Origin of the sequence: Aquimarina atlantica (genome assembly GCF_000626715.1) — a bacterium.
In the GTDB taxonomy this organism is placed as follows: Bacteria; Bacteroidota; Bacteroidia; order Flavobacteriales; family Flavobacteriaceae; genus Aquimarina; species Aquimarina atlantica.
Window position 1 is genome coordinate 280,238 of the sequence record NZ_AQRA01000009.1, and the last position, 15,930, is coordinate 296,167.

The following is a 15,930-nucleotide window of genomic DNA, read 5'->3' on the forward strand; positions in this document are numbered from 1 at the left end:
TATTTTAAAGTTAAATTGGTATGAAACAAGACTATCATCAACTATTAAAACCAGAACTTATAAAAAAAGTGTCTGGATTAGCACTTATTGCACGTGTAATAGTTGATGGATATTTGTCGGGACATAATCACAGTAGAAGTGTAGGTCCGGGAATGGAGTTTAGTCAATTTCGTAATTATCAACCAGGTGATGATTTAAGACTCCTGGATTGGAAAATGCTTGCCAGATCAGGTAGATACTATATTAGGCAATCAGAGATAAAAAGCAATATTGCGGTAAAATTTATTGTCGATGCCAGTATGTCGATGCTTCATAAGGAAGAAGATCTTTCTAAAATGGATTATGTTAGAGTATTAGTGGCTTCGTTGGCATACTTATCCCAAAATCAAGGAGATGCTGTAGGTCTTTTTGCACTTAACGATCATCAATTACATAGCGTATATCCCAAAATTCAGAAAAAGCATTATAATCGTCTGTTATTAGAATTGATTAATATTAAGAATGAAGGAAAATGGCCAGAGGATCCTGGAGCATCAAAAAACCTTCATGATCGTAACCATAAAGAATTGATTTTCTTTATTACCGATTTGTATGAACATAGTGAAGAGCTAACTTCTTTCGTTAAACGATTAAAAACACCTAAAAACGAAGTCGTAGTATTCCATTTGATGGGTAAAAACGAACTGGAATTTGATTATAAAGGCACCATTACATTTGAAGATTTAGAAACAGGAGTTAGGCGCAAAATAGATGCTAAGACAGCAAAAAAACAATATCTCACCGCATTAGAAGAAATGATGAGTAACACAAAAAATACCCTACTGGCTAATGATATTGGTTACCATTTATTTAAACTAAATGAGAATATCGGAGAGGCCTTACAGGTATTTCTAAAGAAACGAAATAGATTAATTTAATATGTTTTTTCTTAACCCTACATATTTATGGGCTTTATTAGGAGGTATTGTTCCTATTGCAATACACCTGTGGAGTAAAAAAGAAGGAAAAACAATTAAGATAGGAAGTATTCAATTACTAGATGAGTCAGATTCAAAACAAACGAGTAGTATTCAAATCAATGAATTGTGGTTATTGCTTTTACGATTGCTATTGATTAGCACACTTGTTATGATCATAGCAGAACCACAGGTAAAAGGAAAAGTTACTGCAGTACCCATTACTTATATTGTAGAACCTTCTTTACTCGAATACGAAGAGGTAAATGCAATTCTGGATACTATAGAAACCGAAGCACCAATACGGCTTTTGCAAGCTGGTTTTCCAGAGTATCAAAACGAGTCAACATATGAAGAAACTCCTACAGTAACTCCGGGGTATTGGCAATTGGTCAAAGAAATGGAAACATTAGAAACTGATAGTATTGTTGTTATAACGAATGGATTTATATCGGGTATAAAAGGAAAAAGGCCAAAGCTTCATAAAAATATATCATGGGTAATTCTAGATCCAGGAAAACCGACTAAGAATATGCTTAGTGCTATTAAAAAGGAGGATGCAATACAGTTGCTTTCTGTATCAGGTGATGATCAACATTTGTCTTTTGAGAAAGAGCTTGTTCCTATAGGGAGTGCTCAAATCGAATTTAATAAAGCAAAGGATAGTATCGTTCTTTCGGTAAACGGAAATCAAGAGCAACATCCTCTGATTACCGAATCACCTATTGATATTTTGGTGTTTTATGACGATAGTTTGTCTACAGAAAAAACATATATTGAAGCTTCCTATCGCGCCATATCAAAATACCTTAACAGGCCTATTGATGTTCGTGCCGTACAGAATATAGATACGATACACCTAGACACTTTTAATACAGTAATATGGTTAAGTAAAAATGAAACTCCGCAAACTTTTTCGACACTACTCTTGTATAAACCAGATGATTTATCTCATAAGATCATAGAAAAAGGATCTTCAAAAGAAGTCTTCTATCTTACAAAATCTCTTAATGCAGAACGTATCGTAAGTGAGTATTTTGCAGAACATTTGTTAGCAATACTTAATCATAATGAAGGTCTCGAAGAAAAAATTAAATCGTATGATAAACGAGTTATACATATAGAAGAACTACTTCCAGTTATAGCTACAGATGTTAAGAAAAATAAAAAGAACCCTACTGCTTTAGAAATATCTAAATGGTTATGGTTTTTATGTATACTATTTCTCATCACAGAACGCATCGTAGCAAAATATAGAAAACAGTGATAGTATCTGGTGGTAAAATATTGATCAGGTTTAAAAAGCATTGGCAACTCATGCTTTGGTTAGAGGTTTTACTCTATGCATTAGGCCCCGCTATTCTTATATATTTTTTGTTCTTTAATCTCATTTTTTCAATTGCTACTTTGATATTAGTTGCTTTACTGATTGTAATTTTTGTGAAACCCTGGAAACCTGATTTAAAAACGGTGAGTAGTTATATTGATCAACATCTCGATGTTGCAGAGTATAGTACAGGTCTTTTGCTACTACCTAAAGAACAACTATCAGATTTGGCTAAATTGCAACAATATAGGATAGGAAAAGAACTCGTCGAAAAATTAAAAACGATCAAACCTCCTCATCATTTATCCAGAGCTTGTATAGTAATGATTTTATGTGCGCTGGTTGGTTTTATGGGGTATAGATATCATATTCTTGATCATTTACAATGGCCGCAGCATAAGGAAGTACGCCCAGATACCATAATTTTTAAACCTATAGATTCTACAACAACTACCCAACAACCTAAATTAGAAAGTCAATTATTGACTATACAATACCCTGCTTATACAGGAAAACCTTCTGTTGAAACTTCAAAAATGGAAATAAAAGCAGTAGAAGGATCACGATTATCATGGCAAATAACATTTGATACTGAAGTTAAAAATGTATTTATGGAAAGTATGGGAAATAGCCATCCTATGAAATTGACTGATAATGGATATGTAAGAACTTCAGTTTTAAATACATCGGGATTCTACAATTTCAAATTTACAGATATGCTGGAAACTTCGTATACTTCTGAATTGTATTCGATTGAAGTTGTAAAAGATAAAAAGCCGGATATAAAAATTACTGATTTAAAACAATTCACTTCTTTTTCTTATGATGAAAAGAAAAGAATAGCATTCACAACCTCTGTTACCGATGATTTTGGTATTGCTGAAGCATATATCATAGTGACGGTAAGTAAAGGATCTGGTGAATCTGTTAAGTTTAGAGAGGAAAAATTAAGTTTTGATAGCAAATTTTCTAGGGGACAGAAAGACCTAAGCTTGTCAAAAAATATAGACCTGGATCAAATGAATATGGAACCAGGGGATGAACTTTATTTTTATATTGAAGCACTGGATCTTAAACACCCCAGGCCTAACATTTCTAGAAGTGAAACCTTTTTTGCGGTTATAAAAGACACAATTTCTGATGAATTTGCCGTAGAGGGGACAATGGGGGTAGACTTAATGCCGGATTATTTCAGAAGTCAGCGCCAATTGATTATTGATACAGAAAAATTAATTAAGGATAAATCAAAATTATCAGAAAAAGACTTCAAATTTAAAAGTAATGAATTAGGGTTTGATCAGAAAGTATTACGCCTGAAATACGGAGAATTTATGGGAGATGAATCAGAATTTGGACCAGCAACACAGGAAAATACAGCAATTCCTGAGGAGGAACATGAACATGACGATGAAGATCATGAAAAAGAAAACGATCCATTAGCAGCATATACACATGATCATGATCATGAAAATGAACATAATCTGGTACCTCATGAAGAAGAAGAGGATGAAAAAGGAAATGATCCTTTACACGAATATTTGCATAACCATGATGATCCCGAAGAGTCAACACTTTTTACACAATCTTTAAAAAGTAAGTTACGACAAGCACTAAATGAAATGTGGGACGCCGAGTTATATTTACGATTGTATACTCCAGAAAAATCTTTACCATATCAATACAAAGCGCTTAAATTGATTCAGGAAATTAAAAATAGCGCCCGAGTCTATGTACACCGTATTGGTTTTGATCCTCCACCAATTAAAGAAGATAAAAGACTTACAGGTAAAATTGACGAAGTATCCAATTTCAGAAAAAAAGAAGAATTACGACTCCCAGAATTATATCCGTTTATATATAAAACTGTTTTGAGGCTTGAGCAATTGATATCTAATAAAACAATACTAACAGATGAAGATAGGCTCCTTTTTAAACAAGCAGGAAATGAATTGGCCGCCAAAGCTATTGAAGACCCGGGGAAATATTTAAAAACCTTACAACGGTTAAAACAGATTACCGAAGATAGAGTTATACCAACTTCAATTTTGATCGAAGTACAAAGAGGTTTATTTTATGCGCTTCCCGAGTTGCAACCCAATCCATCTAAAAAGAAAGTATTAACAGGAGAGATTAATGAATTACTACTAAAAGAGCTTCAAATTCATGATTGATCAAGTAACTTTTTTGAATGAGAACTGGATATGGCAAATCGGTATTGGTGGGATAATACTGTGGTTTGTTTTTATATGGAAAGAATGGCCTCAGGTTGGGAAACCTAGATTTTGGATAAAAATAGCAATAGCCCTTTTGGCAATTATCTCGCTTGCTATCATAGCATTAAAACCTGCAACTTCTACTGCTAATACTACAACTGCTAAAATGGTTTTGCTTACCGAAGGCTATGATAAAGAACAATTAGATAGCCTAACTAGAATTCATAAAAAACTAAAATCATATAAGTACCAGGCTAATCATCCTATTTTTGAAGGTGCAGGCACTCTGGATTCTGTTTTTGTATTGGGGTATGGTGTGAAACCTTATGATCTATGGCAATTAGATAATTATAATGTTAATTACTTGGGAAGAAGGACTCCTTCTGGGATAATTAGGTTTACCTATGATTATAAAAATACGGTTGGTAAACAACAGGTGTTTAGAGGATTATATGCTAATCCTCAAAAAGGAAATAGACTTATATTAGAAGGGCCGGGAGGAGCAGGTTTAGATTCTGTTTCTTTACGATATGCAGAACAACAAAAATTTGAATTCACAACGAATCTTAATGTAACAGGAGACTATCTCTTTTCACTGATCGAAAAAGATAGTTTAGGGAAAATTTTATCTACAGACCCTATACCTTTAATTGTAGAGCATTCTACTCCCTTAAAAATAGTAGTGGTAAATGGTTTTCCCACTTTTGAAACTAAGTATCTTAAAAATTATCTGGCAGAAATGGGACACCAAGTACTAGTAAGGAGTCAGATCACCAAAGGAAGATATAAGTTCGAGTATTTTAATATGGAAAGAATGCCTATGGGAGCTTTTTCTAAAAAGAATTTAGAATCTTTTGATCTTGTTATTATTGATGCCAATTCATTAAGAAACCTGGGAAGAGCATCACGTACTGCTTTAGAGAGTTCGGTAAAAGAAAATGGCCTGGGTATTTTTATTCAGCCAGATTCTAATTTTTTTAGAACTTCAAAAGGTTTCGGGGCTTTTAATTTTACTTCAGAAAAAAACACAGAAACCCGATTAGACGATGAAACAAAACTTAAGCTTTCTAAACATGCTTTTGTTTTTAAAGATGAATTTCTGTTGCAGCATATTCATACTAAACCTAATACCAAAATCATATCCGGATACAAATACATCGGAAAGGGTAGAGTTGGAACTACAGTATTAGAAAATACATATGAGCTAGTATTAGATGGTCATACCACTGCTTATCAACAAATATGGTCTAAACTCATTACTAATTTAAGTAGAAAAGAAACTCCACAGATAGAGTGGGGAACAACATCAATAATTGCGTATAAAGACCACCCTTTTAATTTTGAGGTAAGGACATCAATACCAAAACCAATAGTCAAAACCAGTAAGGAATACAGTATTTCGATGCGTAGTGATATTGATATAGTAAACCTCTGGAAAGGGATTACTTATCCAAGAGATTTTGGATGGAATACCCAATTTGTAGAACAGGATACAACAAAAGTGTTTAAATATTTTGTAGCGGATACCTCTAGTTGGAAGTCACTAATGTTATATAAAACAATTGAAGAAAATAAGAGGCGTTATAAAAAATCATCGAAGAATAAAATACTCCAGAATCATACAATACGACCGATACCACTTTTAGGTTTTTATATTCTATTTTTATTATGTACCGGGTATTTATGGTTGGAACCCAAGCTATTGAAACCGTAAAAAGAGCTTTATTGTTAAAATTAGGACTATAATGCTAATTTAGACCTTTTTTAAGATTTAAAATTATGGTACAAACCATTTAGAACGTTACCTTTGCAGGCTGTAAGAAAAATTGTTTGTGATTAAGGATATTGTTATAGCTGTTTTGTGGAGTATTTCCCCTTTTGGCGAAGCTAAGGTTGGGATTCCTTATGGTATGCTTAGTGGATTAAATATCTATTTGGTATTTGTATTATGTTTTTTATCCAATGTATTGGTATTTCCTTTAATGATGTTTTTTTTAGAAAGGATGAATACCTATTTATTGAGATGGACATCTTATAAAAAAGCTGCGATATATGTAGCACGAAGAGCTAAGTTAGGATCAGGGAGTAAAATTCAAAAACATGGGTTTTGGGGACTTCTTTTATTTGTTATGATTCCAATTCCTGGTACAGGTGTGTACGCAGGAAGTATTGCTACGTATTTATTTAAAGTTAAAAAACGAAAAGCTTTTATTGCGAATAGCGTAGGTATATTTTTCTCTTCTGTTATTGTTTGGGTAACGACATTACTCACTATGAAAGGAATCTCTTAAACGGTTATATTACAATCATACCATCTGGATTTTTATGTTATAGTGCTAATAGATTCATATTGAGTTTTCTAAAACTGATAAAAATCAGTAATAGAAATTAAAAAATATAGTAACATTGATACTTAAATGCGTCTATGGAAATCTCAAATGATATTGTTTTACGTCCCCGGTTTTTTCAGGATTTAGATATACCTTCAGAAAAAGCGCTTGAAGCTTTTAAAAAAACAGGAAAGACTTGTCAGGATTTTAAAGTAAGTCGGGTAGACCATCATGTTTTTATACGAATTCCTAAAAAAGAACAACACTTCTGGTCACCACAACTTCATCTCGAAATTTATGAAGTAGGTGAAAACCAACCAAAGCTTAAAGGACTTTTTGGTCCCAGCCCTACAGTATGGACACTTTTTATGTTTCTGCATTTTGTAGTGGCAACATCATTTATTGGTGCTCTGGTTTGGATGTATGTTAACATACGCCTGGATAAATCGTATTTATTTTCTATACTCACTATGTTTTTTCTTCTTATAACCTGGTTTGTACTTTACTTTGCTGGTCGTTTAGGAAGACAGGCCGGTAAAAAGGAAATGCAGAAGCTATATTTTTTTATGGAAAATACATTAAACTCGGTAAGATGAAAAAATATAACAATTGTAGATAAACAAACTCTTTTTTAACAGGACCCATTAGTTTTTTAGAAATGACTAAATCGAAAGATCTGGAATATAACCCATAAGAGGAGTTTAATTTTATAATGATAGGCTTTTGAAAATTTTCATGTTTTGAGCTGATATTGAATTGGTTATTGATTTTTAATTACTCCCCAAAAGCTACTCATCTTTCTTTTTCAAAATTATTTTAATTTTTTTTTACCCAGTCCCGAAAAATGGAACTGGGAACTATTAATATTGTACTCAGAATAGAGGTCAAAGATTATTAAATGTAAAACATTATGTAAAGTCTAAAAGAAATATAGCAATAAAAAGAAAAGGCAAATTGCTTTTTTATTTAATAAATATTTTTTGACTAAACCATAAAGGTTTGATGTGTAGATTTTTAATTATAATCTCATAAAGTTATGATAAGAACTACAGTATTCGAACATACATTTTTTAAAAAAAAACAAGAGATAATCTCTTGTCATAGATATTGGCAGGTTATTATATATATGGTAGTTTTGGCCCTTTTTAAAAAAATAAGCTTAATACATTAAAAATAAAAATTTACAATATTGAAAAAGATTCACACAATTTTTCTATTGATATGTAACGTCTTGTTATTGATAGTAGTTTTTATAACATTTTATTTCTCCAGATCTTCTAATAATGATATCGTTTATGTTGATAATATTAAACTTTATAATGGTTTTAATATGTCTCAGGATTTAGGAAAAACTAATAATAGAAAAATTACAAAACAAAAAAAGAAACTGGATAGTTTATATACAATCTACTCTATTTTAAGAGAGCAAGAGAATAAAGAAAAAACTCAGGAATTAGAAGTACAATTAAGAACCGAGGATCAGGAATTAAAAAAAATGAATGAATACCTCTCTAATGATATGCGTCAAAAAGTCTGGAATAGATTAAATCAATATATAAAAGAATATGGCATTGCAAATCAATGCAAGATTATATTGGGAACACGAGGAGTAGGTAATATTATGTTTGCTCAGGAAGAAATCGATATAACAACAAAGGTATTAGAATATGCAAACACCAAATATGAAGGAAACTAAAATGATGAGATCAGTATTTTGTAGGAGTAAGAAAAATATATTGTTTGCTTTTGGTTGTCTGCTATTGTTGTTTTCTTCTTGCGTAAAAGATAAGAAAGTTCAAGATTCTAAAATAGAATATAAACTTTTCAATTTAGAGAATTCTGGTTGGAAATCTAAGTCTGTTTCTCATTTTTTGTCGGACATAGAGTACAAAGCTACACTAGTTCCTTTACAATACTATATCCTTAAAAATGAAGGAAATAAAGATCTTCAAAAAGTAGATTCTATATACGAATCTCTTAAAGATGAACGAGTAATCGAAATAGAGTTTAAACAAGAACAAGAAGATGATGTACTAAAATCAAAATATACCAATCGTGATTATGAATCGGCTGTTAAGTACATGTCTTTTATAATAAAAAATGATTTCAAAATTGTAACACAATCAGGAGATACTATCCCTTGTTTAGGAGCCACATTCGAAAGAAATTTTAAAGTAGCTCCTTTCAAAAGATTGTTGTTGCATTTTGGTAACATTTTACCCGAAGAAAACATTAAGCTTATATATGAGGATCACTTATTTGGAAACGGGATACTAAAATTTAAGTTTACAGAAACACCTATTAAGTTATAAAATTATAACACACTTAGTTATATGATCAATACAATACGAAAAAGTAAAGTCACAAAAGTAATTGCAAGTTATTTAGCAATACAATTGATTGTACAAATGATGCAGCCTATACAATTGTGGGCATTAACAAGCGGTCCATCACAACCAGAGTTTAATTCATTCACACCTATCGGAACTTCAGATATGGTGAATTTATCCTCAGGAAACTTTAACTACAATATACCTGTTATGGATGTTGGAGGATATCCGTTAAACCTGGCGTATGATTCTGGGGTAACTATGGATCAGGAATCTTCCTGGGTTGGATTAGGATGGAACCTTAATGTAGGGCAGATTAATCGACAAGTACGAGGAATTCCTGATGATTTTAAGGGAGATGAAATGATCTATGAAAGTAATATGAAACCTAATGTTACCGTAGGAGTAGATGCTGCTATAGATCTTCAATTATTTGGTTATGAAGGTAATGATGGTGTAAAAGGAAAAGCATCATTTGGAGTAAATCTTAAATATAATAATTATACAGGAATATCATTTACTCCTTCTTATGGTATTTCTTTTGATTTGGCAAATACAGTAACAGTAGGGATGAGCGTAGAGACTTCTGCAACAGAAGGAGCTACCGTTTCTCCCAGTGTTGGTATTTCTGCAACTAAAGCTATTAGTGAGAAAGGAGCGATTACAGGCGGGCTTAATGCAGGGGTTTCTTATAATTCTAATCAGGGATTGAAATCGTTTAATATTTCAAGTTCTATGGGGTTGACGGGAATAAAAGATGAAAAATACAAAAAAGCTAAAAATAGACAGGCTGGTTTTGGATCAGGCTCTGGTTCTATTTCTTTTAATAATGTTACGCTTACACCACGTAAGAGAACTGCTTTTATAAATAATAATGGTACTGTAGCAGTATCTCTCGGAGGTGATATTTGGGGTGCAGATATTGAAGGCGAAATATCTGCTATGGGATCTGTACAAAAGGTTAAAGATCCTGTTAAAATTGAAAAAGCATATGGATATGAATTCACCGGTCACGCAACTCCAGATGATATTAAAGATTATAATAGAGAAAAAGATAATGTTATTAGTAAAACTACATTGGCTTTACCTGTTTCTAACTATACATATGACCTTTATACAGTACAAGGTCAGGGAGCTGGTGGAATGTTTAGACCTTTTCGTAGTCAGGTAGGACAGATTAATGACGATTTGGTTGAAGATGAAAGTTCTAGTTTAAGTTTGGGCGTAGAAATAGAACCAGGAACAGGATATCATTTTGGAGCTAATTTTACTAGTGCCCCATCAGTGAGTAGAACTGGGGTATGGGATACAAAGGCTTTACAACATTTTAAACAAGAGAAAGAAGATATTAGAGAATCGGGAGATTTATTAGATTATGAACCTGTATATTTTAAATATATTGGAGAACCAAGAGTAGATAAAGATCAAAAATTATTTGAGGATTTGGGAGGATACTCCCCTATTGCGCTAGAAATTGGAGGGAGCAAAAAAAGTTTTAATAAGTACGCAGATAATCGTTTTAGGATTAAAGAATATAACGCGGATAAAACCCCAAAATATAGAACATTACCAAGTTTTAATTCAAAATTTAAAAGATCGAGAGATATTCGTAATCAGAATGTTCAGAAAATTAGTGCAGAAGAACTGCTTGAATTTTATAATGAAGGATATGCTAAATCTCGTATAAATAAAAGTTCAAAACCACATCATACTGCCGAAGTAAGAGTATTAAACAGTGATGGATCTACCTATGTTTTTGGAGAAACCGCTTACAATAAAGTAAAAAGAGAAGTTACATTTGCGACAAACAGTACTACTTTTAATTGTGCAGATGGTTTAGTGACTTACCAAAGTGGTGAAAATTCTACAAATAATAGAAGTGGAATAGATAATTTTTATGATGCTGTAGAGACCCCGGCTTATGCACACTCATATTTATTATCTTCTGTACTATCATCAGATTATGAGGATTTAAAAGGAGATGGACCCACAGATGATGATTTGGGGGCGTATACAAATTTTATATATACCAATAAAGAAGATAATTATAAATGGAGAATTCCTTACGGTAGCAATAAAGCATCTTATAATGCAGGATTAAACACAGATAAAGCAGATCAAAAAGGAAGTTATGTTTATGGAGAGAAGGAGATAAAGTATATAGATAAAATTGTCACCAAAACGCATGTAGCGATATTTGACCTTTCTCCTCGTAAAGATGCGCGAGGAGTTGCAGGAGAAAATGGAGGGGCGCCGTCTTCTGGACAACAAATGTATAAAATAGATAAGATTAGATTATACTCAAAACCAGAAGCTCTTAAAGCAAAAATATTAGATGATGATACTACTAATGATTTGCCAATAAGCGCCATCAAAACTGCACATTTTGTGTATGACTACTCTCTGTGTAAAAAAGTAGAAAATAATAAAGGAGAAGCTCCTAATGGGAACGAGTTACGTAATGAAGGTGGAAAACTAACATTAAAGAAAGTATATTTTACCTACCGAGATTCTAAAATGGGTAAGTATACTCCGTATACTTTTAATTATGATGGATTTAATCCAGATTATAACCTGAAATCTTATGATGTTTGGGGCGGATATAAGCCAATTGTTAAAAATGCATTACAATACGACCAAAATGGTAATGTAGTATATATTAAGAATGAAAATGGGGTAGATGTGCCTCAAATAAACCCTAATTTTGCAGGAGGTAATACAGGATTTTGCAATACAGGAGATGATATTACAGCACCAGAATTTGCTTTTATACAACAAGATGATCGTAAGCTACAGGATTCTTTTTCTTCAGCTTGGTCATTAACCTCTATTGATTTACCATCAGGTGGAAAAATCGACTTGACCTATGAGAGTGATGACTATCAATATGTTCAAGATCGTGATGCGTTGCAAATGTTTAAAGTGGTAGGAGCAGGAAATAATGAAGGATCTTCCTCTTTCGATCCCGAAACCAATACGAAGCTATACAAGTTTTCTGGCAACAATGAAGCAAAATATCTATATGTAAAACTGCCATCTGGCGAAACAGCTACTACAGATGCAGATTTTAGATCAAAATATTTAAAAGGAATAGAAGGTAAACCGATTTATTTCAGGTTTTTGATGAATATGACCAAAGCTGGGGCATTACATACATCTGCTAAACCTAGTAATGATTTTGATTATGTAACCGGATATTTTGAAATAGATGGAAATACAAATGTATTTACAGCTCCTAATGGGGCTGTTTATGCAGCTGTTCCCATGAAAACTACAGACATGGAAGGTGGAGTTTCTGGAACTAAACAAGTCAACCCGATCTCTAAAGCAGGTTGGTATTTTGGGAGAAGATATCTGAATGGATTAGTATATGGATTAAATACTGATTATAGAACAGAAAACATACAGTCTATCGCTAAAAAAGTGATTAGTAGTTTTAAAGCAAATAAAGATATCCTTACCGGTCCCAATGCTAAATTAAGAAGTAATGAATTTTTATGTGCGCAACGTTTTTGGCCGGATAAATCCTGGATACGCCTGTCAACACCACAAAATTACAAATTAGGAGGAGGCGCAAGAATAAAGAAATTGGTAATGAGAGATCAATGGAATAAAATGGTAGACCCAACAATTCCGGATACCAATGAAAAATATACTAAAGAGTATGGGCAAACTTATGAATATACCTTAGATGACGGGAGTTCTAGTGGTGTTGCCACTTATGAGCCTAACCAAAGTAAAGAAAACCCATTTGTTGAACCATTTTATAATCATTCTGATCGTCTGGTAGCTCCCCGAGAAGTAAACTATGTAGAAAAACCATTTGGAGAATCTTTTTTCCCTTCGTCAGCAGTAACCTATAGTAGAGTTACGGTAAGTAATCTGGCAAGAGAAGGAATATCAAAACATGCTACAGGTAAGGTAGTTTCAGAGTTTTTTACTTCTAAGGATTACCCTACCAAAGTAGATTATACAGATATCGATAGTCCAAATAATTATGCTACAAATCAAAATCAGTTTTTAGAAAATCTTTTACAAGGAATTTTTGGTGGAGAGGTTAAATCAAGAAATGAATATGCGTTATCTCAAGGTTTTATGGTGCATACTAATGATATGAATGGGAAAATGCGTTTTCAGAAGGTATATGCAGAAAATCAAGATAAGCCCTTATCATCTGTAGAGTATAGATATAGTACTAAACAAGATGATATTACACAATTAGATAATACATTACCCGTAATTACAAAAGAAGGTAAGGTACTTTATGATCGACAGATTGGTATAGATTACGATGTGGTAACAGATTTTAGAGAGAGTTATTCTAAATCCAAAACAGAAGGTGTTAAGGCTAATGTAGTGGCATTAATATTCGGAATTGTTGTCGTACCTATTCCAACTATAGTGCCTTCTCGTACTGAACTTGAAAATGTAGCGTATTCTACTATCACTACCAAAGTAATTCATACAACGGCAGTACTAAAAGAAAAAATAGCTACAGATCTGGGGTCTAAAGTATCAACAATAAATGAAGCCTGGGATGCAGAAACAGGACAGGTATTATTAACCCGAACTGTGAATGAATTTGATGATGAATACTACAACTTTAATTTTCCTGCATATTGGGCTTATGATAACATGGGGCAGGCATCTCGTAATATAGGTATTACAGGAATTTTAAAAAGATCTGGAAATTTCTTTACCATTCCTGATGCTAAGAAATATTTCACATTGGGAGATGAAATAATAGCTACTTATGGCAGAGCAAAGAAAAGTGATCGACTTTGGGTAGTAGGGTTTAATCCTGCAGGTGATGGAGTAATGTTAATGAAAGGAAACGGAAGTGTCATTAATACATCTGAAGGAGCAGATATTAGTGAAGACATTAACTTCAAAATTGTGAGATCAGGACGTAGAAACCAACAAATGGCCAATATGGGATCTATTACAATGATGAAAAACCCAATCAAGGGGAGTGCCGGAGCTAATTTGAATCAAATAGATACCAATACATTTACGCTAAATACAAATACACCGGCTGCTGATAATTTACGAATTGTAAACGCCAGTGCAGTAGAGTATAATGACTTCTGGAATTGCCAGTGTGAAAGCGAACTGAAGTTTGCACCAGAATCCTTAAATGGAGGAAAACTAGAAGATATTTCTCAAGATGATTATCCTTTTGAAAACCCTTTTAACCCTTATGTTTATAATGCAAAAGGAGAATGGAGAGCAAAGCGCTCTTATGCATATTTAACAGAACGTTCTCATGTTAATCAAGGTACAACTTCTAAAGTAAATACTCGTAGAGAAGGGTATTTTAAAGAGTTTACTCCTTATTATGCTTTGATGCAAGATAAAACCTGGGAGAAATCTGGAGCAGCTAATGATGCCTGGACATTTGCTAGTGAAGTTACGCAGTATAGTCCTTTTGGAACAGAATTGGAAAATAAAGATGCTTTAGGCAGGTATTCTGCAGCACAATATGGATATAATTATACATTACCGACAGCAGTTAGTTCTAATAGTAGATACCGTGATATGGGGATGGATGGTTTTGAAGATTATGTTTTTATGAAATCCGATAGCGCCCATTTTAATTTTAAAAATTCGGCAGACAAAGATGGGGCTGAAGGTATTCGTATAACAAATCAGGTATCTCATACCGGTAGAAATAGTTTGTTAATCCCGGCAAACGAAAATGCAATTTTAGAACGCAATCTTATTGGAGAGCTACCTGAAGATACAGACTACGATAATGATGGAATTAAGGATGATGAAGATTTATGCCCTTTTACACCTAGTAATAATTACGATTATGATGGAGATGAAATTGGTGATGAATGTGATGATGACGCGGTACCTAAAGTATTTGGACGATATACTACGAATGAGGTGCTTTATTTGGCTGGAGGAGTAAAAGAATGTGTAGGTAGAAGTGCTGAATTTACAATATATGGTAATCCAAATGAAACTATTGAGTACGCAATAGTATTCCATCAAACCAACTACAGGGGAATGGGATTACGTATTAATGATAAACTTATTTTTACTGATAATGATGTTAGAAACAAAGCAGGAGAACTATTTGTTTTCAATGATATCGTGCTGGATATTAGAGGACAAAAGTATATAGATCTTGATTTTGATGTTGTTAGAGCGAAATCTAAAAAAGGGGATAATACCTGGCGAATGGAATTTATGATTTTAAATAAAAATAATGGAAGTCCGGTACCAGGTACTTCAATCGATTTGAGATCACAAGGAAGAAGAGATAAAAGATGTGGTGAACCTGAATGGGGGAATTTAGATCAAATCAAGCATTAATTATATAATCGATATCAAATTCATTGATACATACATTAAAAAATAATCTAAACCTATTTAGATACATGAAAAATCTAACTTATATACAATCAAAGCTCACGAAGTATTCTTTGCTAGTACTAGTAGTCGTTTTTAATAGCTTGTCTGTAATGGCACAGGTCTCTTCTCAGGAACGACAGGCATTGGTAGATTTATATAATAGTACAGATGGTGCGAACTGGACTAATACACAAGCTAATAATCAACCATGGCTGATTAATGATCCAAATTCTTTAGTAAGTGATTGGTATGGAGTTACTGTTGTAGCAGATAAGGTAACAACCTTAAAACTGGACAATAATAATTTAGTAGGTACAATCCCGAATTCTATATCCAATATACCAGGATTAGAATCATTGTCATTAACCAGAAATACACTTTCTGGGAGCATTCCTACTACTATTGGTGACC

The 15,930-nt window shown here is 33.0% G+C and carries 9 protein-coding genes and 1 pseudogene; all 10 read left to right on the forward strand.

Annotated features, from left to right (window positions below; all coding sequences use genetic code 11):
* Positions 1-20 precede the first annotated feature (20 nt).
* Positions 21-917, forward strand: coding sequence for a DUF58 domain-containing protein (locus ATO12_RS20530; RefSeq protein ID WP_034245907.1), 897 nt, complete (start codon positions 21-23; stop codon positions 915-917).
* A gap of 1 nt (position 918) precedes the next feature.
* Positions 919-2,223, forward strand: coding sequence for a BatA domain-containing protein (locus ATO12_RS20535; RefSeq protein WP_034245910.1), 1,305 nt, complete (start codon positions 919-921; stop codon positions 2,221-2,223).
* Positions 2,220-4,454: a DUF4175 family protein gene (locus tag ATO12_RS20540; RefSeq protein WP_034245912.1), complete on the forward strand. Its 2,235-nt coding sequence runs from the start codon at positions 2,220-2,222 to the stop codon at positions 4,452-4,454. The genes ATO12_RS20535 and ATO12_RS20540 overlap by 4 nt, the downstream gene beginning before the upstream one ends.
* Positions 4,447-6,210 (forward strand): hypothetical protein, encoded by a 1,764-nt coding sequence (locus tag ATO12_RS20545; protein WP_034245915.1) that lies wholly within the window; start codon positions 4,447-4,449, stop codon positions 6,208-6,210. Before ATO12_RS20540 ends, ATO12_RS20545 begins: the two co-directional genes overlap by 8 nt.
* Before the next feature lie 118 nt (positions 6,211-6,328).
* Entirely contained in the window at positions 6,329-6,787 is a 459-nt protein-coding gene (locus ATO12_RS20550; protein ID WP_034245919.1) for a COG2426 family protein, read from the forward strand.
* Positions 6,788-6,921: 134 nt separating this feature from the next.
* Positions 6,922-7,422 carry a hypothetical protein gene (locus tag ATO12_RS20555; RefSeq protein ID WP_034245922.1) on the forward strand — a complete coding sequence of 167 codons (501 nt, stop codon included), beginning with the start codon at positions 6,922-6,924 and terminating at the stop codon, positions 7,420-7,422.
* Positions 7,423-8,015: 593 nt separating this feature from the next.
* Positions 8,016-8,522 (forward strand): OmpH family outer membrane protein, encoded by a 507-nt coding sequence (locus tag ATO12_RS20560; protein WP_165583427.1) that lies wholly within the window; start codon positions 8,016-8,018, stop codon positions 8,520-8,522.
* Complete coding sequence (locus ATO12_RS20565) at positions 8,509-9,138, forward strand: hypothetical protein (protein ID WP_240486159.1); 630 nt, start codon at positions 8,509-8,511, stop codon at positions 9,136-9,138. The genes ATO12_RS20560 and ATO12_RS20565 overlap by 14 nt, the downstream gene beginning before the upstream one ends.
* A 21-nt stretch (positions 9,139-9,159) precedes the next feature.
* Positions 9,160-15,480: a thrombospondin type 3 repeat-containing protein gene (locus ATO12_RS20570; protein WP_034245928.1), complete on the forward strand. Its 6,321-nt coding sequence runs from the start codon at positions 9,160-9,162 to the stop codon at positions 15,478-15,480.
* A 65-nt stretch (positions 15,481-15,545) separates the two neighbouring features.
* A pseudogene (locus ATO12_RS20575) lies at positions 15,546-15,930 on the forward strand (hypothetical protein); the annotation flags it as partial.